At 68.8% G+C, this 24,936-nt stretch carries 23 protein-coding genes; 9 read left to right on the top strand and 14 right to left on the bottom strand.

Annotated elements, in window-relative coordinates; genetic code table 11:
- The first annotated feature begins 234 nt into the window (after positions 1–234).
- The 3 genes from E5F05_RS00345 to E5F05_RS00335 are packed head-to-tail and all read left to right on the top strand — an operon-like array spanning position 235 to position 3,456.
- A complete protein-coding gene (locus E5F05_RS00345) occupies positions 235–780 on the top strand; it encodes a biliverdin-producing heme oxygenase (protein WP_241687036.1) in 546 nt (181 codons plus the stop codon).
- Positions 777–3,029 (top strand): ATP-binding protein, encoded by a 2,253-nt coding sequence (locus E5F05_RS00340; RefSeq protein WP_129117401.1) that lies wholly within the window; start codon positions 777–779, stop codon positions 3,027–3,029. The genes E5F05_RS00345 and E5F05_RS00340 overlap by 4 nt, the downstream gene beginning before the upstream one ends.
- Entirely contained in the window at positions 3,019–3,456 is a 438-nt protein-coding gene (locus tag E5F05_RS00335; protein ID WP_129117400.1) for a response regulator, read from the top strand. The genes E5F05_RS00340 and E5F05_RS00335 overlap by 11 nt, the downstream gene beginning before the upstream one ends.
- 239 nt (positions 3,457–3,695) lie before the next feature.
- On the opposite strand, the gene E5F05_RS00330 is transcribed toward E5F05_RS00335, so the two are convergent.
- From E5F05_RS00330 to E5F05_RS00320, 3 genes are all read right to left on the bottom strand, one after another.
- Positions 3,696–4,028, bottom strand: coding sequence for a c-type cytochrome (locus E5F05_RS00330; RefSeq protein WP_129117399.1), 333 nt, complete (start codon positions 4,026–4,028; stop codon positions 3,696–3,698).
- Positions 4,025–5,503: a PQQ-dependent sugar dehydrogenase gene (locus E5F05_RS00325; protein WP_164973304.1), complete on the bottom strand. Its 1,479-nt coding sequence runs from the start codon at positions 5,501–5,503 to the stop codon at positions 4,025–4,027. The genes E5F05_RS00330 and E5F05_RS00325 overlap by 4 nt, the downstream gene beginning before the upstream one ends.
- Before the next feature lie 216 nt (positions 5,504–5,719).
- Positions 5,720–6,097: an AMP-binding enzyme gene (locus E5F05_RS00320; protein WP_129117397.1), complete on the bottom strand. Its 378-nt coding sequence runs from the start codon at positions 6,095–6,097 to the stop codon at positions 5,720–5,722.
- A 56-nt stretch (positions 6,098–6,153) separates the two neighbouring features.
- Between E5F05_RS00320 and E5F05_RS00315 the strand changes: the two genes are divergently transcribed.
- The gene (locus E5F05_RS00315) at positions 6,154–6,438 is read left to right on the top strand and encodes a hypothetical protein (protein ID WP_129117396.1); all 285 of its coding nucleotides are present in this window, start codon (positions 6,154–6,156) and stop codon (positions 6,436–6,438) included.
- A gap of 261 nt (positions 6,439–6,699) precedes the next feature.
- Here the strand turns inward: E5F05_RS00315 and E5F05_RS00310 are convergent, their stop codons facing one another.
- The 10 genes from E5F05_RS00310 to coxB form a co-directional block, all read right to left on the bottom strand.
- Positions 6,700–7,323, bottom strand: a complete 624-nt coding sequence (locus E5F05_RS00310) for a hypothetical protein (protein WP_129117395.1) — start codon at positions 7,321–7,323, stop codon at positions 6,700–6,702.
- Entirely contained in the window at positions 7,320–9,356 is a 2,037-nt protein-coding gene (locus E5F05_RS00305; protein WP_129117394.1) for an outer membrane protein assembly factor BamB family protein, read from the bottom strand. Before E5F05_RS00305 ends, E5F05_RS00310 begins: the two co-directional genes overlap by 4 nt.
- A 168-nt stretch (positions 9,357–9,524) precedes the next feature.
- Positions 9,525–10,094 carry a cupredoxin domain-containing protein gene (locus E5F05_RS00300; protein WP_129117393.1) on the bottom strand — a complete coding sequence of 190 codons (570 nt, stop codon included), beginning with the start codon at positions 10,092–10,094 and terminating at the stop codon, positions 9,525–9,527.
- Positions 10,091–12,010 carry a GMC family oxidoreductase gene (locus tag E5F05_RS00295; protein WP_129117392.1) on the bottom strand — a complete coding sequence of 640 codons (1,920 nt, stop codon included), beginning with the start codon at positions 12,008–12,010 and terminating at the stop codon, positions 10,091–10,093. Before E5F05_RS00295 ends, E5F05_RS00300 begins: the two co-directional genes overlap by 4 nt.
- Before the next feature lie 17 nt (positions 12,011–12,027).
- Positions 12,028–12,945 carry a gluconate 2-dehydrogenase subunit 3 family protein gene (locus tag E5F05_RS00290; protein WP_129117391.1) on the bottom strand — a complete coding sequence of 306 codons (918 nt, stop codon included), beginning with the start codon at positions 12,943–12,945 and terminating at the stop codon, positions 12,028–12,030.
- 7 nt (positions 12,946–12,952) lie between these two features.
- Positions 12,953–13,675 (bottom strand): c-type cytochrome, encoded by a 723-nt coding sequence (locus E5F05_RS21505; protein ID WP_206732976.1) that lies wholly within the window; start codon positions 13,673–13,675, stop codon positions 12,953–12,955.
- Entirely contained in the window at positions 13,672–14,574 is a 903-nt protein-coding gene (locus tag E5F05_RS00280) for a cytochrome c oxidase assembly protein (protein ID WP_164973303.1), read from the bottom strand. Before E5F05_RS00280 ends, E5F05_RS21505 begins: the two co-directional genes overlap by 4 nt.
- Positions 14,575–14,597: 23 nt before the next feature.
- Entirely contained in the window at positions 14,598–14,963 is a 366-nt protein-coding gene (locus E5F05_RS00275; RefSeq protein ID WP_129117389.1) for a hypothetical protein, read from the bottom strand.
- Positions 14,963–17,422: a cytochrome c oxidase subunit I gene (gene ctaD, locus E5F05_RS00270; RefSeq protein ID WP_129117388.1), complete on the bottom strand. Its 2,460-nt coding sequence runs from the start codon at positions 17,420–17,422 to the stop codon at positions 14,963–14,965. The genes E5F05_RS00275 and ctaD overlap by 1 nt, the downstream gene beginning before the upstream one ends.
- A gap of 30 nt (positions 17,423–17,452) precedes the next feature.
- Positions 17,453–18,466, bottom strand: a complete 1,014-nt coding sequence (gene coxB, locus E5F05_RS00265; protein ID WP_129117387.1) for a cytochrome c oxidase subunit II — start codon at positions 18,464–18,466, stop codon at positions 17,453–17,455.
- Positions 18,467–19,227: 761 nt separating this feature from the next.
- Here coxB and E5F05_RS00260 point away from each other — a divergent pair.
- The 5 genes from E5F05_RS00260 to E5F05_RS00240 all read left to right on the top strand — a co-directional run bounded on the left by E5F05_RS00260 (position 19,228) and on the right by E5F05_RS00240 (position 23,089).
- Positions 19,228–19,623 carry a DUF4397 domain-containing protein gene (locus E5F05_RS00260; protein WP_129117386.1) on the top strand — a complete coding sequence of 132 codons (396 nt, stop codon included), beginning with the start codon at positions 19,228–19,230 and terminating at the stop codon, positions 19,621–19,623.
- A 330-nt stretch (positions 19,624–19,953) separates the two neighbouring features.
- The gene (locus E5F05_RS00255; RefSeq protein ID WP_129117385.1) at positions 19,954–20,346 is read left to right on the top strand and encodes a hypothetical protein; all 393 of its coding nucleotides are present in this window, start codon (positions 19,954–19,956) and stop codon (positions 20,344–20,346) included.
- 23 nt (positions 20,347–20,369) lie between these two features.
- Entirely contained in the window at positions 20,370–20,885 is a 516-nt protein-coding gene (locus E5F05_RS00250; RefSeq protein WP_164973302.1) for a DUF4405 domain-containing protein, read from the top strand.
- 156 nt (positions 20,886–21,041) lie between these two features.
- Positions 21,042–21,725, top strand: coding sequence for a response regulator transcription factor (locus tag E5F05_RS00245; RefSeq protein ID WP_164973301.1), 684 nt, complete (start codon positions 21,042–21,044; stop codon positions 21,723–21,725).
- Positions 21,722–23,089, top strand: coding sequence for a sensor histidine kinase (locus E5F05_RS00240; RefSeq protein ID WP_129117382.1), 1,368 nt, complete (start codon positions 21,722–21,724; stop codon positions 23,087–23,089). Before E5F05_RS00245 ends, E5F05_RS00240 begins: the two co-directional genes overlap by 4 nt.
- A gap of 128 nt (positions 23,090–23,217) precedes the next feature.
- Here E5F05_RS00240 and E5F05_RS00235 read toward each other — a convergent pair whose 3' ends face one another.
- The gene (locus tag E5F05_RS00235; protein WP_129117381.1) at positions 23,218–24,936 is read right to left on the bottom strand and encodes an AMP-binding protein; all 1,719 of its coding nucleotides are present in this window, start codon (positions 24,934–24,936) and stop codon (positions 23,218–23,220) included.

The raw sequence follows: 24,936 nt of genomic DNA, 5'->3' as shown, positions 1-24,936 counted from the left end.
CCGCTGTGAACAAGGCCCTCTCTGGCCCGCAGACCACGGCGGGGTGCGCGGGGGCAGAAACAGGAAGGGGCTCCTGGTGTTCCAGGCGCTCCTACGGAATGGGGGGTGGTCCGGGAAGCACCTCCGCCTCCCCTGTGGGAATAGACCCCTGCGAAAAGGGGCGAGGTGAGCCCCGCCGGGCAGGTACAGGACGGCCCGGCGAAGGCGTGGTAGGGTCAAAGCAGACTCATGCTGATGTCACGTCTGAAACAGGCCACGCAGAGACAGCACCAGGAGGTCGAAGCCCTGATGCCGGTCATGCAGCCTTCCCTGTCCCGGGAGGCCTATGCGCGCCTCCTGCGGCAACTCCACGCGGTGGTGGGGCCGCTGGAAGCGCAACTGCTGACCCTGCCGCTGCCCGCCCCTTTCGAGATCGACCTCCGCCTGAAAGAACCCTTGCTGCTCCGTGACCTGGCCGCGCTGCCGGACACGCCGCCGGTGCGCCCCGCCTCCCCGCACCTGGCGGGAGTGCCCGAGGCGCTGGGGGCGCTGTACGTCCTGGAAGGCGCCACGCTGGGGGGCCAGGTGATCACCCGGCACCTGCGGCGGACCCTCGGCCTCACGCCGGAAAGCGGTTCCGCTTATTTTCACGGCTATGGCCCGGCCACCGGGCGGATGTGGCAGGCCTTTGGGGAGGCGCTGGACGGCCAGGTCGCGCTGGACGACGAGGCGCGGGTGATCGGGGGCGCGCAGAAGACCTTCCAGGCGTTCGGGGACGCCCTCTGCGGGGTTCCGGCATGACGGACGGCGGGCCGACGGACCTGCTGCCGCCGACCTACCTGGGCGGGCCGACGATCACCCCCGACAACTGCGACCGCGAGCCGATCCAGATTCCCGGCAGCATCCAGCCGCAGGGGGCGCTGCTGACGGTGGACGCGGGGACGCAGTTGATCCTTCAGGTGAGCGCGAACACCGGACCACACCTCGGGCACCCGCCCGACACGCTGCGGGGCAACCCGCTGACCACCCTGCTGCCGGAGGCCGCCCTCCAGCCCCTGCTGGCCGCCCTGCCCGCCGGGTCGCCCGACCATCTCCAGTACCGCGCGACATTGGACCTGCCCTCCGGCCGCACGGCCCTGACCGCGCACCGGGTGGGGGACCTGCTGATTCTGGAGTTCGAGGCCAGCGAGGGGCATGATCCCACCGGACCCCAGGCCCTGCGCAACGCCGTGTTCGCGCTGGAAAGTGCGCCCTCCCTGGCGGAGCTGACGCGGGAGGCCGCCGCCCTGGTGCGGGAGATCAGCGGCTTCGACCGGGTGATGGTCTACCGCTTCGCCCGGGACGCCAGCGGGGAGGTGATCGCCGAGGCCCGCCGGGAGGGCCTGCCGCCCTTCCTGGGACACCGCTTTCCCGAGTCGGACATTCCGGCGCAGGCGCGGGCGCTCTATGTGCGGCACCTGCTGCGCCTCACGGCGGACACGCACGCCGCGCCCGTCCCGCTGGAACCGGTGCTGAACCCCCAGACCGGCCAGCCCACGCCGCTGGGTGGGGCCGTGCTGCGCGCGACCTCCCCCATGCACCTCCAGTACCTGCGGAACATGGGCGTGGCGTCCAGCCTGTCGGTGTCCATCGTGGTGGAGGGGCGGCTGTGGGGGCTGATCTCCTGCCATCACCTCACCGCCTACGTGGTGCCCCCCGGGACGCGCACGGCGCTCGAATATCTGGGCCGGTTGCTGAGCCTCCAGGTGCAGGTCAAGGCCCGGGCGGACACCGACGCCTTCCGCGCGCGGCTCCAGGCCCGCCATGCCCGGCTGGTGGAGGCCGCCGCCCACTCGCTCGCGCCGCTGGACACCTTCGCCGACGAGGGGCTGGACCTGGAAGGGCTGATGCGGGCCAGCGGCGTGATCGTGTTCTTCGAGGGGCGCTGGCGGGCCAGGGGTCTGACGCCCGAACCCGCCCAGGTGGAGGCGCTGCTCGCCTGGCTCCGCACGCGGGAAGGGACCCTGTTTCACACCGACGCGCTCTCCGAACAGTGGCCCCCGGCGGCGGCCTTCACCGACCGGGCCAGCGGGCTGCTCGCCGTCAGCGTTGGGAACGGCTGGTCGGAGGGTGTGGTGTGGCTGCGCCCGGCGATCACCACGACGGTGGCCTGGGGCGGCGCGACGCCGGAGCAGGCCAAGGGCAAGCTGGGGCCGCGCCGGTCCTTTGAAACGTACGTCGAAACGGTGCGGGGGCGGGCCGAACCCTGGCACGCCGGAGAACTGGAAGAGGCGCAGGACCTTCAGCGTGCCCTGACGGCGGCCCTGGGCGAACGGCTGAGCGTGGTGCGGGAGCTGAACGCCGCCCTGGAGCGTGCCAATGCCGAGTGGCGGCAGTACGCCTTCGTGATCGCCCACGACATGCAGGAACCGGTGCGCCTGATCGCGCAGTTCGCGGAACTGGTCCACCTGCGTTACCGCGATCAGGTGGACCAGGGCGGGGAGCGCATGATCCGCTTCCTGCTGGATGAGACGGCGCGGCTGCGCAGCCTGACCCACGATCTCCACGCCTACACGGCGCTGCTGTCGGCCCCGCCGCCCGTCCGCCGCCCCATCGCCCTTGGACAGGTGCTTCAGGACGTGCTGGAGACGCTGGCGCCTCAGATTGAGGAAACGGGCGCGGAGGTCAGGGTGGAGGAAGCTCTGCCCACCCTCCACGCCGATCCGGCAAGGCTGCGTGACCTGCTGCTGCACCTGGTCAAAAACGCCCTCACCTTCGGCGGCCCCAGGCCCTGCGTGCAGGTCAGCGCCGAACGTGTGCCGGGCGCGTGGAACGTCACGGTGCGCGACCAGGGGCCAGGGATCGCCCCCGAATACCATGAGAAGGTCTTCGGCCTGTTCCAGCGTCTGGGCCGCCGCGAGGAGTCCCCCGGCAACGGCATCGGGCTGGCCCTGTGCCGCAAGATCGCCGAGCGGCACGGGGGAAGCCTCCACCTCACGTCCCTTCCGGGGCAGGGCAGCGCCTTGACCTTTCACCTCCCGGACCCCGGGGAAAGCCCCGATGCCGTCTGATCCCGTGCGTCTGCTCCTGGTGGAGGACAACGCCGCCGATGTCTTCCTGCTGGAAGCCGCCCTGGAGACCGCCACGTTCCCAATCCATCTGAAGGTCGCCTGGGACGGCGTCGAGGCACTGGAGCACCTGGCGGGTGCCAAGGACAGGGGGCAACTCCCCGACCTGATCCTGCTCGACCTCAACATGCCCCGCCTGAACGGCTTCGAGGTGCTCGCCGCGCTGCGGGCGGACCCGGCCCTCGCGCCCCTGGTGGTGGTGGTCTTCACCACGTCGAGCGCGGAGGCCGACGTGCAACAGGCCTACGCCCTTCAGGCCAACGCCTATGTCAGCAAGCCCGCCACCCTGGACGAGTTTCTACACCTGGTGAACCTGCTCGAAGCGTACTGGTTCGGGGCCGCCAGCCTCCCCAGCACCTATTCGCCCTGAGGACCGGCGAAAGGGGGCACCCCTCGGACCGCCGCCACAGAGACAGGTGTTGGCGCGGTGCCTGTCTCGAAAGACGCTCGGGCTGTCGCCTCTGCTGGTCTAGCTCTTTTGCGAGCAGCCTCCTGCGGTTGAGCCAGCGGCCGAGTCCGTCAAACGCGGGCCTAACCCAACCTCCCCCAGACTGCGCCAACGGCACCGCTTCCCTGACGCAGCCCCGCGCACGCCCCCCGCCTGCCGGGTCACCGCACACCCTGGAGGCGCACGACATACTCCACCAGGGCGTCGAGGTCGGCCTCACTGATGTCCTTTGGCCCGAAGGCGGGCATGGCGCCCAGACCGTGCCGGACCTGGAAACGGATCAGGAAGCCGGGAAGCGGCTTGTCGTTGAGGGCAGGCCCCAGGCCCGCGCTGCCCCCCGGATGGCACTGCTGGCAGTTCGCCATGTACACGACCTGTCCGCGCGCCTGGGCCGGGGTGAGGCCCGGGAGGTCGCCCACCAGCGGGGTATCCCGCCGCACGGGCAGGCAGCCAGTGAGGCCCGCCGCGACCAGAACGAGGATGAGGCGTTTCATCGTGCGCCCTCCCGGGTGATGCGCCACAGGACGCCCGTCTGGCGTTGCGGAAGCTGGCCGTCCTCCGTGGTGGTCATCACCCCGAAATCCACCACATACAGGGCGTCGCCCGCCGGGTTGAAGCGCGCGTCCACCGGCCGCTCGAACCCGCCCCCCCCGATCTTGGAGGCGGGGCCATTCTGTGGACCCCGGTTCACCGCGAAGTCCTCCACCCGCCCGGTCGTGACGTTCACCCGCACGACCTTGTAGCCCACCGGCCCCAGCACCTTCCCGACGACGGGGGCGAGGTCCCCGAACTGCGCCACGAACGCCTCACCCACGTCTCCGAAGGCGGGGTTGCGGGCGAAATCCAGACCGTTCGAGGAGGAGTGGACGCCCAGCAGGGCCGCCGGTTTGGGCGGTGTCCCGGGAGGCTGGGCCAGGAGTTGCGCCGGGGCGGGCTGACCGGGGGCCGTGAAGTGGTCCGCCTCACTCAGCGGGCGGCCCGCGTGATAGTCGGGCCAGCCGTACCAGGTGCCGGGCGTGACCTTCCAGAGCGGATCACCGGCGCCGAAGACCGGGCGGCTGCCCCGCACGTCGTAGCTGTTCTCGGTGACGTAGAGCGAGCCGTCAGGGGAGAAGGCGAGGCCGAAGGGATTGCGGAACCCCCAGGCGACCAGTTCGAGCGGCCCCCCCTGCTGGGGCACGCGCAGCACCGCGCCGCCACAGGGAAGCTGCCCACGCACGACCTGGCCGGGCCGCGAGGGCGTGCCGAAGGGCTGATAGGCCCCCGTCACCACGGTGTCCGCAGCGGGGGTCAGGGGATTGGCCGTCCGGTAATTCTGCCCGGTAAGGGTGATGTCCTGGCAGGGAATGTCGTGGAACTGGGGGAAGCGTTTCAGCCAGCCGTACTCGGCGTTGTCCGGCCCGACGACCCCACTGTTGGTCGCCGTGCCCTGCCCGAAGTACACGTACCCGTCACGCCCCACGACCGGTCGGTCAGTGTGGTGGTCCCCCAGGCTGGGCAGGTTCTCCACCAGCGGCGTGACCCGCCCGTCCAGCGTGATCTTGACGATCCGGCCCCCGCCGATCTCGCCGCCCTCCGCGACGTAAAAGGTCCCGTTCGCGTAGTCCAGGCCGTTCCAGGGAGGGTTCTGGCCGCGCGCGATCTCGGTCCGGCGGCCACCTTGCTCCAGCCGCAGGAGTCTCGGCACGGTGAACACCTCGCCGTAGGAGTAGCCCGCCTCCAGCACATACACGCGGCCCCCCTCGTCGAAGGCGACGGCGGTGGGGAAATCGAGGCCGGTGGCGACGGCCTCCACCCGGTAACCGCTCGGGACCGCGATGTCGGCGGCGCGCACGGTGCGGACTGTGGGCGGCCTCGTCTGACCACCGCCGTTCGAGGGGAGCAGGCTGAAACAGCCCGTGAGCAGGACACTGGCGAGAAGGGCCTGGGTGAAGGTCCGTCCGGGTTGCAGGTAATGCGTCCGCTTCATGATCCGCCTCCCCCTGGAGGGCACCGCTGTGGGCCAGGGTCCCATCGTAAGGTGCCGTTGACACGTCCAGCCGGGGCGGCGTTGGCTCTTTCTTTAGAGCATTTGTCCGAAGTACGGTGTTGGAGGAAAGGCACCTCCAACACCTCCATTCTCTGCTTCGCAGCTTTGCAAGTCCGTTCGGCTCAGCAAGGTTCGGCAACCGATCACGGCACCGCTCTAGTCCGCCGGTTGTCCCATCACCTGCTCGCGCGCCTGCTCGCGCAGCACATATTTCAGCACCTTACCGCTGGCGGTCTTGGGCAACTCCGGCGTGAACACGATGCGGGTGGGGAGGGCGTGCGCGGGCAGATGCGGGCGGGCGAAGGCGAGCAGCTCGCGGCCCTGCACCTGCGCGCTGGAGTGCAGCGTCACGAAGGCGACCGGGGCGTCACCGCCTTCCACCGGGGCGGCCACCACCACGGCCTCGCGCACGCTGGGATGGCGGTACAGCACGGCTTCGACCTGCGCGCTGGAGACAGGTTGACCGGCGACATTCAGCAGGTCCCCGGCCCGGTCAAGGATTTCCAGCCGTCCGTCGGGATGGACGCAGGCCACGTCCCCGGTGTGCAGCCACCCACCCTGGACGGCGCGGCGGGTGGCTGCCCGGCGGCGTGTTCGGCAACGTCGGCGGGATGCTGAAGGTCAAGGGCGTGAAACTCTTTCCCCGTGAGGTGGCATTCTGGCTGGCCGGGCACGGGCTGGACCATACGCAGCACACGCTCCGGCTCTGGTCCCAGCTCGGCGCGGACCGGGTCGGCCTGACAGTCCGCAGCGAGAGCCGGGATGATCTGGAGGCCATGCGGGCGGACTTCCAGCGCCGCTTCGCCCTGAAGCTCGACGCCCTGGACCTCGACCCCTCGCACGAGGGCCGGGGTGTGGTGGACGAGCGGGCTTAGGGCACTCGTCGTCAAGATGACGTTGTTTTTGACCCTCTCCCCTGGTGGGACTTGCAAAGTTGAGGAGCAGAGAGGTGGGCGGAAGCCGCCAGACAGCACGGCGTCAAGCGAGGGGGCCACATCGCACCCGCTCCACTGTCCCCCCTGGGCAGTGCGCCACGACCAAAAACAACGTGTAGCAGGCGACCTGAAATTCAGGCGGCCTGCGTTCCCGTGGCCCCTCCGCTTCCTCCAAGCCGACAACTTGCCACAACCGCTCGGTCAGCGGTAGCGGCTGAGGTCGAAGGGCAGGTCGTACTTTTTGCCAGTCGCATCGGTGAAGCGCAGGTGGCCGGTGGTCGCCCCTTCGGGCACGCGGAAGCGGTAGGTGATCGCATCGGTCCAGCGGAACACCACCTGACCGTCGGCGTCACGGTAGTTGTCGAGGGACGCGCCGGACATCTTGACCGCGCTGGTCGGCAACACTTGTTCCCCGATCAGCATCGTCGCCGGGCCGAACGCCTTGAGAAAGTCCTGGTCCTTGGGGCCGTTGCTGTGCGCGTACACGATGAATTCGACGCGGTCCACGGGCATGTCGGCGATGTGCTGCACCGCGTCGGGCGTGACCGGCTTGCCCTGAATGGTCAGGAAGTACCCGGCCCAGCGTGCGCGCTCCAGGGGCGTGGCGAGTTGCACTGCCTCCACCGACCCCTCGCCCGGCGTGAGCGAGAGCGCGTCGGGCACGCTGTAGAGCAGGTAGTCACGCACCGGATAGCCCTGGTGCTGCCCCGCCAGCGCCTCGCCCTGCTGGACCGCCGCCTGGCGTTCGGCGTCCGTCGGGGTGGCGACCAGGGCCAGGGTGCTGCCCAGGAGCAGCGCGAGGGCCAGGCCGCCCCCAAGCCTCATTGCGTCCCCTGCGGCAGGGCATAGATCAGCACCGTCTCGTCACCGGCGGTGTTCCAGATCGTGCGCGAGGTGTTGCCGCTGACCACCGCCACGTACTGACGGTCCCCCAGCTTGTAGGTGATCACGCCGCCCGCGACCGAGCCGCCGGTGCCCGCCTTGTAGAGCACCTGGCCGTCTTTCGCGTTCAGCACCAGGAAGTTCCCGTCCTGGTCACCGGTGAAGAGCACGCCGCCCGCCGTGGGGGTCACGGCGGCCACCAGGGGCGACCCGGCCTCGCGCTTCCACTTGATGTCGCCGGTGCTGGCGTCGATGGCGTGGGTCCAGCCGTTGGCCTTGGCGCGGGGGTCAAACGTGCCGAAGCCGTTGGTGGTGCCGGTGAAGACGCTGCCCGCGTTGTAGCGCACCGGGCCGATCTTGATGGTGGCGCACCAGTCCACCGAGTTCACGTACAGCGTGTTGGTCTGCGGGTCGTAGGCCGGGCCGTTCCACTCCACGCCGCCCAGGGTGCCCGGGCAGAAGCGGGTGCCATCAGTGGTGAGTGGCGCGTCCGAGTTCTGGATGGTCGTCACCGGGATCATGTTGAGGCGGTCGTGCGTGGCGCGGTCATACATGTAGAGGTGCCCGCCCTTGTCGGCGACCGCCATGTACTTCTTGCCATTCGCGTTGTAGACCACCGGCGCGGCGGCGGTGTCCCAGTCGTGGTAGTCGTTGGCGATCTGCTGGGCGTACCAGGCGAGCTTGCCGGTCTGCGCGTTCAGCACGACCACCGAGTCGGTGTAGAGGTTCTTGCCGGGGCGGTAGTCGCCCGCGAAATCGGGGGCCGGGTTGCCGACCGACACGTACAGCATCCCGGAGGCGGGGTCGAGAGTGTAGCTGGTCCACATGCTGCCGCCGCCGTGCGCGGTGGTCGTGGCCTTGTCCCAGGTGTCGGCGCCGGGCTGGTCGCCGGTGGGGATCACGTCGAAGGTCCAGATCAGCTTGCCGGTGTCGGCGTCGAAGGCGTACACGTGCCCCTGGGTGCCCCAGTCGGCCCCCGCCTCGCCGATAAAGACCTTGCCATCCCAGACGATGGGCGCGCTGCTCAGGAAATACCCCTGGTTGCTGTTCGCCACCCAGACATCCCAGAGGGTGCCGCCGGTGTTCTTGTCGAGCGCGATGAGGTGCCCGTCCGTCGTGCCGCGGAAGAGCTTGCCGTCATACAGGGCCACGCCCCGGTCCACTGGCTGCGGTTCGGCGGTCTTGGGCGTGTAGGTCGAAGTCCACTGGCGGTTGCAGTTGGCGGCGTTGATCGCAAAGGTGCTGTGCGCGTTGGTGAAGTACAGCACGCCGTTCATCTCGACCGGGCCGACCTGGAAGGCCCCGTGCTGGCCGGTCTTGAACTGGCACACCCGCTGGAGCTTGCCCGCGTTCGCCGCCGTGATCTGATCGAGCGGCGAGTAACGCTGGCCGAGGTAATCGCGGTTGTACATCAGCCAGTCGTCGCTGTCCGCTGCCTTCAGCAGGGTCGCCTGGGTGGGCAGGGTGCTCACGGCCTGGCGGACACTCCTGGAAGGCGCGGGAAGCTGGCTGGGCACCTGCACCTGCTGGCGGTCGCCGGAGGACGTCAGTTTGGTGCTCAGCCCGTTCTTGTCGAGCGCCTTGTTGCCCGGTGTGAAGCCGTTCTGCGAGAGAATGTAGGCGGTCACGTCCAGGTACTGCTTTTGCGAGAGGCTGCCGGGTGCGTTCAGCGGCATCTGGTGGGCCGTGAAGTTGTAGAGGTCACTCAGCGGTTTGTTGTCCCAGCGGCTCAGGAAGCTCGCCCCCTTCAGCGCCGGTCCCACCCCGCCCTGGAGCTGCTGCCCGTGGCAGTTCTGGCAGCTCGCCGTGTACACCTGTTGCCCACTCTTGGCCTGCGCCGCCGTGAAGGGCGGCCCGCTGCGGCTGCCCGAAGCGGAACTCGCGGGGGTGGCGGCCAGGGCCAGCGTCAGCGCGGTGAGGCCACCCAGCCCCAGGACACCGGCAGCGGCGTAACGTGCCTTGAGGGAAGAAGTCATAGGGTCCTCCGATCTCTGGTCAGCGCGAAGGGGGAAACGGCCGAGCCGTTTCCGAGAATTCCCTTTCCGTACAGCTATTTTCTGACCGATGGAAGAAGAGGAAGTTGCGTGTCCGCTAAAGACTTGCCTGGAAAAGCGCGCCACCGTCCCGAGCGGAAGGACACCCGATCAGTCGTTCCCGCCCGGTGGCGCGGCGGGCGTGGGAAAGGGCGGGTTGTCCTGCGGGTTGCTGGCGTTGTCCCCGGCAGCGCCCGCCCGGACCGTCTCCACCGTGATGATGCCCACCGGCACCTGCCGGACGCTGGGATTCGTGAAGCGCGTCTGCTGCCCCTGCACGTCGCCGTAGGCCGCGCCGGTGGTCGAGGGCGTCCCGGTGAAACCCGCCGCGTAGGGACTCTGGAAGGCATAGGCCCCCGACTGGGTGAAGGTGTGCGCCCACGTTTCGCCGGGGTACAGCGTGCCCGAGCGCCAGGGGGCGGCGTCGGCGGGTGCCGCCGTGTTGGGCGTGAGTTGTGGCGCTCCGGGAGGCCGCGACTGCGCGAGCCGCACGTTGCCGGGCTCGTAGAACACCTCGCGCGGCTGCGTGCCCGCGTTGCGGAAGATCACGGTGGCCCCCAGTGGCACGCGCAGGGTGGCGGGGGCGAACAGCCCGGTATCGGTCAGGTCGATGGAAAAGGCGTTGCGGTCACGCGAACACCCGGCCAACGCGAGTGCGAGAAGGAGCAGGGCGGCCCTCATACCAGCAGCTCCCCGGGGTTCCTGAAGTAGCGGTCACGGATGGCGTCGGCGGCCATGTAGGCGAGGGCCAGCAGCGTCTCGGTGGGGTTGGCGCCGGGATTCTGGGGGTACAGCGCGGCGCCAGTCACGAAGACATTCGGCGTGTCCCAGACCTGCCCGTACTTGTTGGTCACGCTGCTCCCGGGATCGCGGCCCATGATGGCGCCGCCGGTGCAGTGGGTACTCTGGTACTGGTAGATGTTGTAGGGGTCGAGTTCGGGCGTCGTCTTCATCCGGGTGGGGTTCATCGCCCGCCCGATCTGGTCGCACTTCTGCGCCAGGAAGCGGTACATGTTGCGCTCGTTGTCGTAGAAGTCGAAGGTGAGGCGCAGCAATGGATCGCCGAAGCTGTCCTTGTAGGTGGGGTCGAGGTCGAGGAAGTTCTGGCGGTAGGCCTGAATCTCGCCCTGGACGCCAATGCCGACGGTGCTGTCCCAGTTGCGGCGCAGGTTCTCCTTCCAGTCGCGGCCCCATTCCGTGCCGCGCCCGGCGACCGACCCCACGTCCCCGGCGGTGGCGATCTGGCCGTCCTTGGGGGGGCCGCTTTCCTGACCGGCCCCGCCGCCCTGCTGAGTGCCCGCGCCCGCCTGGCTGCCGCTGCCCGCGGCGCCGCTCCCGCTCCTGCGTCCCGTTCCCTGGGGCGGCAGCGTCGTGACCGACGTGAGGGGATCGCGCTGCCCCGACCCGGTGTAGATCGAGGCCCCGCCGATGAAGTCCACGTTCGAGTGGTCGAAGTTGTCGGCGTTGAAGTCGTAGATCAGGCTCTGCACGACGCCGTTTCCGGCGAACTCGTTGAAGCGGTGCCCCTCGAACACCAGGGTCGTGGGCGTCTTGCTGAGCTGGTAGGTGTAGTTCTTGCCGACCATGTTGCGGTCGTTGCCCACGCCGCGTGGGTGCTTGGCGCTCTGCGAGAGCAGCAGCAGCCGCACGTTCGAGAGGGTGTAGCTGCTGACCAACACCACCTCGGCGGGCTGCTCGTGTTCCTGGCCGGTCAGCAGATCCACGTAGGTCACGCCGGTCGCCATCCCGTCCGGGCCGACGTTGATGCGACGGACCTTGCAATACGTCCGCACCTCGTAGTTCCCGGTCTGCAAGGCGGCGGGAATGTGGGTGCTGACCGCGCTCGTCTTGGCGTCCACCTCGCAGCCGTAGCGGGTGCAGTAGCCGCAGTAGATGCACCCGCTGCGCACCCGCCCCGACACGTCCCGGTACGCCTGCGAGAGAATCCCGGCGGGCTGCGGAAAGGGATGGTAACCCAGCCCGTTGCAGGCGTCCGCGAACATCTGCGCGTGGATCATCATGGGGTGCGGCGGCAGCGGGTAGGGGCGCGAGCGCGGCGCCTCGAAGGGATTCCCGCCCGGCACGATCTGCCCGGCCAGATTGCCCGCCGCCCCCGAGGCGCCGATGTCGTACTCCACCCGGTCGTAGTACGGTTCGAGTTCGTCGTAGGTGACCGGCCAGTCCTGCACGGTCATGTCTGCCGGAATCTTGTTCTGGCCGTAGCGCGCGATGTTGTGGCTGCGGTGCTGGAAGTCGGCGGGCAGGAAGCGCCAGAACTGCGCGGTCCAGTGGACGCTGGCCCCGCCCAGCCCGCGCCCCGGATGAAAGGAACCGTACTGCCGGATCGGCAGCGAGGGCAGCCCGGCATTGGGCCGCCACGTCCAGGTTTCCTGGCTGATGTCGTACATCAGCGCCTTACGGATCTCGTGCCGCAGTGGATCGTGGTTGTGCATGAAGTCGGGATTGGCCCACCGCGCCTCCCCGATCTCCAGCGCCACCACCGAATGCCCGGCGGCCCCCAGCTTCCAACCGATCACGCTGGAGGTCCAGCCCGCTCCGATGGTGACGACATCGACTTTTTTGTGAACTTTGGGCATGTGGGTTCCTTTGCTTCCTAATGCTTGTGCTGCATGTCCTCGCCCGTCACCGGCAGCACCACCTCGTCGTTCGCGCGCTGGCCGGGGTTGAAGGTGTGGAGGTCCTCGAAGCTCTGCGGCTTGCGGCGCAGGCCCTCGCCCTCGGTCTGGAACTGGGCGGGGGTGTAGGCGCGCTGGGCGCCGGGATGGCCGACCAGCTTGTAGCCCACCAGATTGCGATTCCCGCCGTAGATCGGATCGCTGAACATGCCCTCGGCGGTGTGGCGGCGCAGGTTGTGAAAGAAGCTCTGGGCGGTGAGGTTGCGGTCGAAGTTCCCGGCCTGGCCGTCCGCCATCAGCCCGATCAGGGTGTCCTGCTGGCCTCCCGCGAGGTCTACGAAATCCTTTCCGAAGCGCGCGTTCGCCAGCCGGTCCAGCCCCGCCAGGCCGATGCGGTAGACCTCGCGCGGCGTCAGGATGTTCTGGTAGCCGTAGCGGTAAATCTGGTCGGCGGGCACCCAGACGACGCGGGGGCGGTCGGCGGGCCGGGTCCCCTGGTACGTCTGCGCGAAGGGCGGCTTGCGGTAGGTCGGCTCGTTGAAGCCCTCGTGGTACGAGAGCATGTGGTCGATGTAGTACACCACGCCCGCCTCACGCGCGCCGGGGTCACTGGGATCGCCCGGCAGGATGCGCGCGGTCGCGGCTTCGACGGTGGCGGCCTCGTGCGGCGTGAAGACCTGGAAGGTATCGGGGGGTTGATCGGGCGGGAAAGGCGTGGGCGTATCGCGGGCGGGAAGCGGGCTGTTGGGGTTCTCGGGGGCGACGCGATTGGGCAATTGCTGGGCGCTGCGGGCGGGATTGGGGCGGCAGGCCGTGACCAGCAGCGCCAGCGATCCGGCCACCTTCAGGAAGGAGCGGCGCTCCATGCCGGGGGGCTGTTCTGGAGGGGTCTTCATGGGCACCTCAGGGGTTGGACTGGAAGGAACGGAGATAGGCGGCCATGTCGCGGGCGTCGGGTTCGGTCACGCCCAGCGTTGGCATCCCGGTGTAGGGGTCGATGGTCTGCGGAATGCGAATCCAGCGCATCAGGTTCTCGGGCGTGTTGGGCAGCACCCCGGCGATCAGCGCGTGGTCGCCCAGGTACTTCAGGTTCGGCCCCACCCGCCCCTGGGCCCCGCTCACGCCGGGAATCACGTGACACGATATGCAGCCGTAGGACCGGAAGAGGGCGGGCGCCCGCGCCGGGTCCGCCCCCGCCAGCACGTTGAGCGCCGAAGGTCCGTCCGCCGCGATCTCGCCACTCTGGTTCCAGGCCGCGGGTGTCACCGGAATGCGGTTGTACGAGGCCGACAGCAGCGCCACCACGATGAAGGCCACCAGGACGCCCGCCCCGAAGCCCATCCAGCGCCGCCGCGGGGCCAGGTGTTCGGCGCCCGGTTCGGCGGCCTCAATGTCCAGGTTGGGGTCTTCCTGGGGTACGGTCTGGAGGGGCTGTTCGTGCAGTGCGGCAGGAGCGGAGAGCGGCACGGCGACGGTACGGGTGACCACTTGCGGCGGCGGAACCTCCGGCAGTGGCGGGACGACATGAACCTCCCGCTCGCGCCTGAGCCTGCGGTCCGCCTGTCGGCGGCGCCACCACAGCAGGCCGAATAGGACACTCAGCAACCACGGGACGACGTTCATCATGCGGCTCCCTCCGGGTGTTCGCGGGTTTCGCGGTTCCGCTGCGCCCGCTCCTCGTCACGCAGCCACTGCACGAAAAAGACGGCGGCCAGCGCGACGTACACCACGCCCGATGGCACCCACATCACCAGGCCCGCGAGCTGCTGGTCGGCCAGGGGGTTACGGCCTTCCGCCAGGGCCTTTTGTGCATAGTCGGGATAGAGCGGCGTGCGGGCAAAGGCCAGCAGCACCCCCAGCAGGCTGCCCTGCAACGCGGCCCCGAAGAGCGACACGACCGCAGCCCCCCGCGCGAGGGCACGCCGCCCCGGCGGTTGCAGCAGCGCCCACCAGAACAGCGCGTTCGTCAGCAGGAAGCTGAGGTGTTCCAGCGCGTGCAGCCCCGGATTCCGCACCGCCGCCTCGTAGAAAGCGGGCACGTGCCACGCCCAGAACACGGCGGTCGCCAGCACCCAGACGACCACCGGATGCGTGAGCCAGCCCACCGCCGAGCGCAGGGCGGGGCGGCGATTCCAGAAGCGGGCGAAGGCGCGGCGCCAGGACAGCGGCGCGGCCCACGCCAGCACGTACAGCGGCGTACCCAGAACCAGCAGGGGCGCGGCCAGCGTGATGAGCAGGAGGTGCTGGACCATGTGCCAGGTGAAGGACTCGTCCGCCAGCCCGTCCAGCCCCAGCAGCGCGACGGCGAGGACGACTATTCCCGCGAAGAACGCGACAGTACGCCACATCGCCACGCCGCGCCCCAACCCCGCCCGTCGCCACAGCACCGCGAGGCCGAGGGCATACAGCAGGGTGAGGACGACCAGCCCCAGCGAGACGGATAACGCGCCGCCTTCGTCATGGCCCGTCCCGTGCGCGGCAGCCCAACTTCCCACCACACAGCCGCTCAGGGCGAGGAGAAGCAAGGGAAAGAACCTCTTCATCCCCCTCACCGGAACGGGCAGGCGGGCAGGAAGAAGGCGATGATACCGGTCATCGCGATCACGAGCAGGAAGATGCCGTTCTGCCACGCCCCGTAGCGCCCCAGGTAATGCGTGACCTGCTCCACCACCCCCTGAGGCTGGCCCGGTAGCGTCCGCAGCCGCAGCGTCACGACCAGCGCCGCGAGGCCGATCAGCAGCACCACGCCATTCAGCAGGTACGTCGGTATCCGGTTGCCACCGCAAGCGATGGGGGTAAAGGCCAGCCCCAGGTCGATCTGCACCACCCACGCCACCGGCGCCGCGAACAGGCCGAACCAGACGGTGGGCCGCGCCACCCGCCCCAGCTTGCTCAGAAGGTCCGACTGCATCATCAGTGGACCCCCAGGTACGGCGAGAGGTAGACGGCGGGCAGGATCAGGATCAGCCACACGGCGTCCACGAAGTGCCAGTACAGGCTGACGGTATGGACGGTGGTATGCCGGTCCTTGTCGAAGTACCCGCGCCGCAGCCAGTACAGCACCGCCAGCAGCAGCAACAGCCCGATCAACACGTGCAGGCCGTGCAGCCCCAGCAGCGTGAACCACAGCGAGCCGTAGGCGTGGGCGGTGGGGGTGAATTCCGCGTGCATGAACTCGTAAATCTGGAGGCCCAGGAAGGCCGCGCCGAGAACGATGGTCGCCACGATCCCCAGCAGCGAGCGCCCCCGGTGCCCCCGGCGCAGGCCCCGCCCCGCGAAAATCACCGTGACCGAACTCGCCAGCAGCAGCACCGTCGCCACCAGCGGCAGCGTGAGTTCCGGCAACCGGACCCCGTTGGGCGGCCACAGCGGCGCGTTCACCTGGAGGAAGTACCACGACGCGACCAGCGCGCCGAAGAGCGCCGCCTCGGTCAGCACCAGCAGGATCAGGCCCCAGCGCGGCAGGGCGTGCGGGTCGCTCCGCTGCCGCTCGGTGGCCTGCTCCGGTTGTTCGAGGACCGGGCGCATCCACAGGAAGATGGCCGTGATGGCCCCCACGCCCCCCACCACCATCAGCCACACCCAGGGGATCAGCGCGCCGACGCAGATCAGCAGGATGGACAGGGCCAGACCCAGCGGCACGTAGGAATAGCGCGGCAGCGGCACCTTGTCCTGCGGCTCGGCGGTCAGCAGGTCGGAGGCGAGGGTCTGGTGTTCCCAGGCGCTGGTGGGGTCGTTCGCGTCCCACAGCCCCACGCCCAGACGCTCGGCGTCCCACAGGGGATAGGCGCCGCGCACCAGCGGCAGCGTGCGGAAGTTGTAGGGCGGCGGCGGGGAGGGGGTGGCCCATTCCAGCGTCCCCGCGCCCCAGGGGTTCGGCCCGGCGCGCTGCCCACTCCGCAGGCTGAGCCAGAAGTTCAGGATGAACATCAGCACGCCCAGCCCCAGGAGGCCCGCCCCGATGGTTTCCAGCAGGTTGAGGTTGTCCCAGCCCAGCCCGTGCTGATAGGTGTAGATGCGCCGGGGCATGCCCAGGAGGCCCTGGATGTGCATCGGGAAGAAGGTGAGGTTGAAGCCGACGAAGATCAGCCAGAAGGTGAAGGTGCCCCACCATTCGTCCAGCAATCTCCCGGTGATCTTGGGCAGCCAGTAGTACAGCCCCGCGAACAGCGGAAAGAGCATCCCGCCGATCAGCACATAATGAAAGTGCGCCACTATGAAGTAGCTGTCGGTCACCTGGCGGTCGAAGGCGATCAGCGGGAACATCACGCCCGAGAGGCCCCCCACCACGAAAATGACCAGCGCCCCGATCACGAAGCGCAGCGGCGTCGTCAGCCAGACCCGCCCGGTCAGCAGCGTGGAAATCCAGGCGAACATCTGCAATCCGGCGGGCACCCCGATCACGAAGGACGCCGCGCTGAAGAAGCTGGTGGCGAGCGGCGACATCCCCACCGCGAACATGTGGTGGACCCAGACGCCGAACCCGATGATCGCGGTCGCCACCGAGGCCATCGCCACCAGCACGAATGCCACGACCGGGCGCCGCGCGAAGGCCGCGATCACCTCCGAGATGATCCCGAAGGCGGGCAGCACGATGATGTACACGTCCGGGTGCCCGAACAGCCAGAAGAGGTGCTGCCACAGCAGCGGATGCCCGCCGTACGCCGGGTCGAAGAAATGCCAGCCGAGCTGCCGCTGAAGTTCGAGCAGCAGGTTCGCGGCGTTCAGGATCGGCATGGCGAAAATCACCGTGAAGGACGTGGCGAGCAGCGTCCAGCAGAACAGCGGGATGCGCGAGATGCTCATGCCCGGCGCCCGCAGCTTCAGGATCGTCACGATGAAATTCGCCGCGCCGATGGTGGTGGCGATCCCCAGGAACAGCAGCCCCAGCGACCAGAAATCCAGCCCCGGCCCCGGCGAATACTGCCGGGTGGTGAGCGGCACGTAGGAGAACCATCCGCCATCCGGCGCCCGCCCGATCAGAAAGCTGCTGTACAGAAAGAGGCCGCCGAACAGGTAGACCCAGTAGCTCAGTGAGTTGGCGCGCGGAAAGGCCATGTCGCGCGCCCCGATCAGCAGCGGCACGAAATAATTCCCCAGGCCGAACAGGATCGGCGTGGAGAAGAGAAAGATCATCGTCGTGCCGTGCATGGTGAAAATCTGGTTGTAGGCCTCCGGGCTGAGCAGCCGCTCTTCGGGAAAGGCGAGTTGCAGCCGTATCAGCAGCGCCAGGATGCCGCCCAGCAGAAAGAACATGAAGGCCGTGAAGATGTAGCGCACGCCGATGACCTTGTGGTCGATGCTGCCCAGCAGGGCGGCCAGCCCGGCGGGCGGCTCCCAGCGTTCCCGTAATTCCCTGGATGCCTGTACCATGTCTCCCCCTTCAATGAACGCTCGAATCGGTTATTGCAGCGACTCCAGGTAGGTCATCAGGGCCTTGAGTTCGCCGCTGGAGAGGTACATCGGCGGCATCTTGTTGCCCGGCTTCACCGCCTGGGCATTCACCACCCACCCCGCCAGGTTGCCGTAGTTGTTCCGCAGCGTCCCGGCCCCGATGGTCAGGCGGGACGCCAGGTGCGTGAGGTCCGGTCCCAGGCGGCTGCTGGCGTCGGTGCCGCGGATGGCGTGGCAGTACACGCAGGCCGACCCCTGGAAAAGCTGCTGCCCCTGAAAGGTGACGCTGCCCGCCGGGGGATTCGCGGCGGGCTGAACCTGGCGGGCGGCCCAGGCGTCGTAGTCCTGGGGCGCGTCGGCCACCACCACCAGGGCCATGTGGGCGTGTTGCAGGCCGCAGTATTCGGCGCACTGGCCCCGGTACGTGCCCGCCCGCTGCGCGGTGAGGGTCAGGGTATTGGTCTGCCCCGGAATCAGGTCGTACTTGGGGCTGAGCTGCGGCACCCAGAAGGAGTGGATCACGTCGGCGGTGGTGAGCTTGAGTTCGACCGGCTGCCCAACCGGCACGTGAATCTCGTTGGCGGTGCTGAAGCCCCCGCGTGGGTAGTACACCTCCCACCACCACTGGTGCCCGATCACCTGGATGGTCAGGCGCGGCTGCGCGGCCTCCTGCGCGGCCCGGCGCTCGCCGTACACGTTGACGCCCATCACGGTGCTGAGCGTGACCGCCGGGACGATCCCGCCCGCGATCACCACGAAGCTGAACCAGCGCCGCTCCTGCTGGGGCGGCAGCGGACGGTGAAAGGCTCCCTGCCCCCGCCGCCGTGCCAGCGCGTAGATCAGCAGCGCGACCACCACCACGAACACCACGCAGGCGATGGCGAACATGATCCACCACCACAGCGCCACGCGCGCGGCATCGGGTCCGGCAGGCGCCAGGGCCGAGGGCGAGGCGAGGGCAGGTGGGGCGAGGGTCCCCACGAGTCCACCGAAGGCGAGGTGAGGACGGATAAACCTTCTCATATTCCTCCTTGGCAACCTTCATGTCCGGTCAGCTTTACGTCATGTTAAAATTGAGTGGAGGCAACCTCTTCTCCGTTCCATGAACTTTTCTTCAGACTGTTTACATGTAGCCAGGATTTTAATTAAGAGCCTTTGGCTCTTGATTGCTGAGGGTGAAAAGGATGCTGCTCCCATTTTTGGGCGCTACGCCAAGTTGGAGCCACGACATGGATTGGCCCTCAGCTCAACACTAAAGTTGCGGAAACGACCGTCTATGCAATGACAAGAGGCGCCTGACGCAGCGTGCTTCCCTGGGTTGCGAAACGGCCTTGCAGCTTCGCCTCGAACGGCGACCCCTTATCGCAACGCCGCCTCAAGGACCTCCTGCTTTGCGCGTTTCTACCTGATTCCCGGCAAGGGCCACGGCGAGGGCATCTTCAACGGCAAGGCCGACCTGCGTGCAGGACCGTCCAGAGGTCGGGGCTGAGGAGAACGGGCTGCTCCTGCGTGCCCGCCCAGCCAGTCAGGCGTTCGGTTTCGTCCGGCGCGGCCTGTCCCTCAGCCTGCCCGGTTCCGCTCCACGCCCTTTCGCGCGCTCACAACTTCTGAACATCGTGTACGCCAGCCCTGAACAGGTGGCCCGCATACTTCGCCCTGTGAACGGAAGAACGCTTCCGCCCACCCAGGAAGGCGAGGTTCGCTCCGAACGTCCCCTTCCCACCACAGGCCGCACGTCCTGACGCCCTCGCCGGTGCCCGCCGCACCAAGAAAGGAAGAAGCTGATGCGTACCCCCAAGACCCTCAAGGCCCTGCTGCTCTCCACCCTCTTCGTCACCGCGACCCTCGCGGCCACCGCCTCCGCCGCGCAGGTGTACTTCGAGAACGGCACGGTGGGCGTCACCCAACCGGTGGACGTTTACGTGGACGGCAACCTCGTGTTCGCTGACATGGCCAGCGATTCCCTCACGCTGTCCCCACAGCAACTGGCCGCCGGTCAGCATCAGGTGGTCGTGACGCCCGCAGGCCTGGCCCCTGGACAGCAGGACCTCGTGAGCCAGACGATCAACCTCGCCTCCGACAGCACTTACACCCTCACCCTCGGTGAAGCCCAGGACGGGACCGGCTTCTCCCAGCCCAGCCTCGGCCTGTCCATCGGCAACCGGACCGCCTGGGAATGAGAAGCCGCCCGCGAGGAAGGCGCCCCGCTTGAACGCTGTCCTGGCAGGCCCGGCGCCGGGGTCCCCCTTGTTCGGGACCCCGGCCCGCTGTTTCAGGAACGGCGCAGCCCCATTCGCGAAGATCACGCCCACGGTGCGCCCGGACGTTCACAACTTCTGAACATTGCCTACCGGCCACCTGAACACCTCCCGCCCATCCTCCCCGCCAGGTGAGCGGCCTGCCCACCGAAGGAGGCAACACATGCGACACAACTTCAGCGCCCGGGCGCCCTCCAACGAGGCGAAGCCGTCCGCTCCGGGAAGAACGTCCGCTCAGCGGCAGGCGGCGGCATGACCTGGCTCTCCCGCGCCCTCTTGTTTCTGGCCGTCGCCCTGCTGTTTGTGGCCGCTTTCCTGGGACTCAACCAACTGGGCGCCTTCCACAGCTTCGAGTTCACGGGGCGGCCTGGAGGTCCTCCGCCCGCGCAGATGCAAACAGCGTCGGCAACGGGAAGCACCCTGGCAGCCACCGCTCCTGACGGCGAGGTGGCCCCAACCGCCGCCGGGAACACTCCACCGGCCGGAGCGCCCCCGGGCGGCCCACGTGGTGAACGCGAGGGAGGCTTCAACTGGCCGGAACTCGGGAAGGACTTCGCCATCATCCTCGGGGCATGGCTGGCCCTGAGCGGGCTGGAACGGCTCGTGAATCACCGCCGCAAAGCCCACATGTCCGCCCGGGGCTGAACCCCCGGCAGAGGAGAGGGAACATGACCACCACGCTGAAGGCGGCGCCGCGCAAGAGGAAATTCAACACCACAGTCGTCAACCTGGTCCTCGACACCTGCACCTTCACCGCGTTCATCCTGGCGATGCAGCCGCACGGCACGGGGATTCCGATTCACGAGTGGGGCAGCGTGGCGCTGGCGTTCGCCCTCATCGCCCACCTGGTGCTGCACTGGGAATGGATCACCGGCGTCACCCGAAAATTGCTGGGGAAACTGCCGGGAGAGACGCGCTTCAATGCCCTCCTGAATCTGCTCTTTTACATCGACATGACGCTGATCATCCTCAGCGGCCTGCTGATCTCCCGGTCGGTGTTGCCCGCGCTGGGCCTGCATGTCGATGAGCACGAGGGTCCCTGGCGGCGGCTGCACACCCTGTCGGCCGACGCCGGGGTCATCATCCTGGCCCTGCATGTCGCCGTGCACCGCAAGTGGATCGTGAACGCCTTCAGACGGTATGTCTGGGGCCGTTTCACGGGGGGAGCGGGGGCCGGTCGATGAGGACCCGTCAGCCTGAGGTGTTCGCCGCCCTCCTGACCTGTTCTCCGGGCGGCCACCGGGGAAGGCAGGACGGGGCCAGAAGGGCGGTGAGGTATGACAGAGTCTTCCTATGACCGTGGGACGCCGTCTTCCCCTCCGTCTGCCCGGGAGCCGGGCATGAAAACCGTCCTGATCGTGGAGGACAACGCGGGCGTGCGCGACATGGTGCGCGAATACCTGGAGGAGCACGGCTACCGCGTCCGGGTTGCCGGAAGCGGCCAGGAGGGCCTGCTCGAAGCGCGGCACGCCCGGCCGGACCTCGTGCTGCTCGACGTGATGATGCCCCGCATGGACGGTCTGGAGTTCCTGCGCCGCTTCCGGGCGACCGAGCTGGCGCCGGTGATCTTCCTGACAGCGAGGGACACCGAACTCGACAAGGTGCTCGGCCTGGAGCTGGGCGCCGACGATTACGTCACCAAGCCCTTCTCGATGGCCGAACTCCTGGCCCGCGTGCGGGCGCATCTGCGCCGGGGCAGCGAGAAATCTCCGGCCACGGTCCTGCGGGCCGGGGCGCTGGAACTCGACCCCGCCGCGCGGACCTTCCTGGTGCGCGGCCGCCGGGTGGACCTGACCCGCTCGGAATTCGAGCTGATGTCGGCCTTCCTGCGGGCACCCGGGCGGGTCTTTACCCGGCTGGAACTGCTGGAGCAGGTTCAGGAGGAGGCGCTGGGATCGGAGCGCACCATCGATGTCCACATGCGGAACCTGCGCGCCAAGATCGAGGAGGCGCCGGGCAAGCCCCGGCTGATCGAGACGGTCTTCGGCGTCGGCTACCGCCTCAATCCGGATCTGGACACATGAAACGCCCCTTCTGGCGGACGCTGGCCTGGCGCCTCACGCTGGCCTTTGTGCTGGTGAGCGCCCTGGCGCTGGGCACCGTGGGATTCATCTCCGCCGCGACCACCCGTTCGGAGTTTCGGGCCTTCCTGGGCGAGCAGGCGCGGGCGACACTGATCGCGGACGTGCAGGGCTACTGGCAGGCGCACGGCACCCTGAGTGGCTACCAGCCCCCACAGCCCGACCGGCATGACGGGGAGGGCGGGCCTCCCCAGGAGGCGGGACGCGGGGGTCCCTTCATCTCGCTCAGCCCGTGGATCGTGCTGGACCCGGGGCAGCGGGCGGTGTACGCCACGCCGGACGTCGCCCGGGGGCAGCGGGTCACGGACCGCCCGGAGACAGCCGTCACGGTAGGCGGGAAAACCGTGGCGTATCTGGTGCCCTCCGGCAGGCAGCTTCATCCCGACCGGCGCAGCCAGGAATTCCTGGCGCGCACGGTCCGCGCCATCGGGTGGGCGATGCTGGGGGCGGCGGGGCTGGCCGTCGGGATGGGCCTGCTGGTGGCGCGCACGCTCCTGCGGCCCCTGGAGGAATTGCGGCGCGGCATCCGGGCGCTGCAACAGGGGGAGGCGCCCGCGCCCTTCCGCCAGAACCGCAGCGACGAGTTCGGGGAGGTCCTCCTGGCGTTCGGAGAGATGCACCAGGACGTGCTGCGGAACCAGCAGGCGCGGCGGCAACTCACCGCCGACATCGCCCACGATCTCAACACGCCGCTCTCGGTGATCTCCGGCACCCTGGAGGGCATTCTGGACGGCACCTTCAGACCCACGCCCGAGCGGCTGGGGCGCCTGCACCGCGAAACCCAGCACGTCTCGCAGCTCGTGAACGACCTGCGCTTTCTCGCGCTGGCGGACGCCGGGGAGCTGCACGTGAACCGCCAGCCCACCGACGTGGCCGCCCTCGTGGGCGAGGCCGTGGCGAATTTCCGCGAGGTGGCCCAGCGGCAGGGGGTGGCCCTGGACACCACGCTGGATACCCCGGAAAGGGCCGTCCCCCTGGACCGGGTGCGGCTCACGCAGGTGCTTCAGAACCTGCTGAGCAATGCCCTGGCGCACACGTCCGCCGGGGACCGCGTCAACGTGGCGGTCAGGTCGGCCCGGGGGTATCTGGCCGTGAGCATTCAGGACACCGGGAGCGGCATCCCGCCGGAACACCTGCCGCACGTGTTCGACCGCCTGTACCGCGCCGACTCCTCCCGCTCCTCGGGCGGCAGTGGCCTGGGCCTCAGCATCTGCCGGTCCATCATCGAGGCGCACGGCGGGCAAATTCAGGTGAGCAGCACCCCCGGCGTGGGCACGACGGTCACCTTCGAGCTTCCCGGCCCCTGACGGCTTCGACCCTGCGGCGGAATGGGAGGAAAGGCACTTCCAACACCTCTATTCGCCCAAACGCTCCCCTTATTTCGCTCGCTCCGCCCAGTCAACCGGTATGGGGGCAGAAACGCCCCGGCGGGCCCTCACTCGGCTGCTGGCGCCGGGAAGTCCTCCTCCCAGAATTCGAGTTCGCCGCGCACGCCGCTTTCTACCCCTTGCTTCGCATGAGCGGCCAGCTCCACCCGGCGAATCTTTCCGCTGATGGTCTTGGGCAACTCCGCGAATTCCAGACGGCGAATCCGCAGGTGCGGCGAGAGCCCTTCGCGCGCGTAGGCCAGCAGGTCCCGGGCCACTTCCGCCGAAGGCGTGACCCCCGTTGCCAGGACCACGTAGGCCTTCGGCACGCACAGCCGTTCCGGGTGAGGGCTGGGCACCACGCCTGCCTCTGCCACCAGCGGGTGCGTGACCAGGAAGGACTCCAGCTCGAAGGGCGACACCCGGTAGTCCGCGCTTTTGAACACGTCGTCGGCCCGGCCCACGTAGAACAGGTACCCGTCCTCGTCGCGCCGCACGATGTCCCCGGTGGGGTAGGTGTCCCCCCCGAGGACCGCGGCGGTGCGCTCCGGGTCGCCGTCGTACCCCGCCATCAGGCCCAGTGGGCGGGCGTCTCCCAGGCGGAGGTTCAGTTCGCCCTCCTCCGCCTCCTGGCCGCGCTCGTCCAGAAGAACGATGTCGTAGCCGGGGAGGGGCCGCCCCATGCTGCCGGGTTTGATCGGCGTCCCCGGGGGGTTGCCGACCTGGGCGGTCGTCTCGGTCTGCCCGTACCCGTCCCGGATGGTCACGCCCCACGCTTGCTGGACCCGCTCGATCACCTCGGGGTTCAGCGGCTCGCCCGCACCCACGGCCTCCCGGAGCTGCACCGGGGAGGCGCTCAGGTCCTGCTGGATCAGCATCCGCCACACGGTAGGCGGAGCGCAGATCGTGCTGATGCGCTGACGGACGAGTTTGTCCAGGGTGGCCCGGGCATCGAAGCGGCTGTTGTCCAGGTACACGGCCGCGCCGCTGGTGAGGGGCACGAAGAAGCTGCTCCAGGCGTGTTTGGCCCAGCCGGGGGAGCTGACGTTCCAGTGGCGGTCCCCCTCACGCAGCCCGATGTAGTACCCGGTGGACAGGTGCCCGGCCGGGTACGAGGCGTGCGTGTGGACGACGAGCTTCGGGCGGCTGGTGGTGCCGGACGTGAAGTACAGCAGCACCGGGTCGCTCGCCTGCGTCGCCCCGTCCGGCGTGAAGTCACTGGGCTGGTGAGTGGCCTCGGCCAGGGAGTGCCAGCCGGACCCCGCCTGCTCGTCCACGCTCAGCCGGAGCACGTCACCCGGCAACCCGCTGAACTTCTCCGCGTTCGCGCTGTCCGTCACCACGGCCCGGACCTGGCCGCGTTCCACCCGGTCCTGCACGTCACCCGCGCTCAGCAGGGTCGCGGCGGGCAGGATGGGCGCGCCGAGCTTGATGCAGGCGATCAGCACCGCCCACAGCTCCGGGACGTTCCCGAGCATCACCAGCACGCGGTCCCCACGCTTCACCCCCAGGTGCCGCAGGTGGTTGGCGATCTGGTTGGCGCGGGCGTCCAGGTCAGCATAGGAGAGTTCACCGCCGTCCCAGAACAGCGCCGGGGCCGACCCGAGGCGGGCCGCCAGTGGTGCGAACACGTCCAGGGCCCAGTTAAAGGTGGTGAATTGCGGCCAGCGGAAGGCGGCGTGCGCGCCTACCGGGTCGTTCGCGCGGTCGAGCAACACCTGCCGGGCAGCCTGAAAGGCGCGGGCCCCCGGACTGTCCGCACCATGTGGCGTATCTGATCCCACCAT

The organism is Deinococcus metallilatus, assembly GCF_004758605.1.
In the GTDB taxonomy this organism is placed as follows: Bacteria; Deinococcota; Deinococci; order Deinococcales; family Deinococcaceae; genus Deinococcus; species Deinococcus metallilatus.
This window is presented reverse-complemented; position numbering and strand designations above follow the sequence as displayed.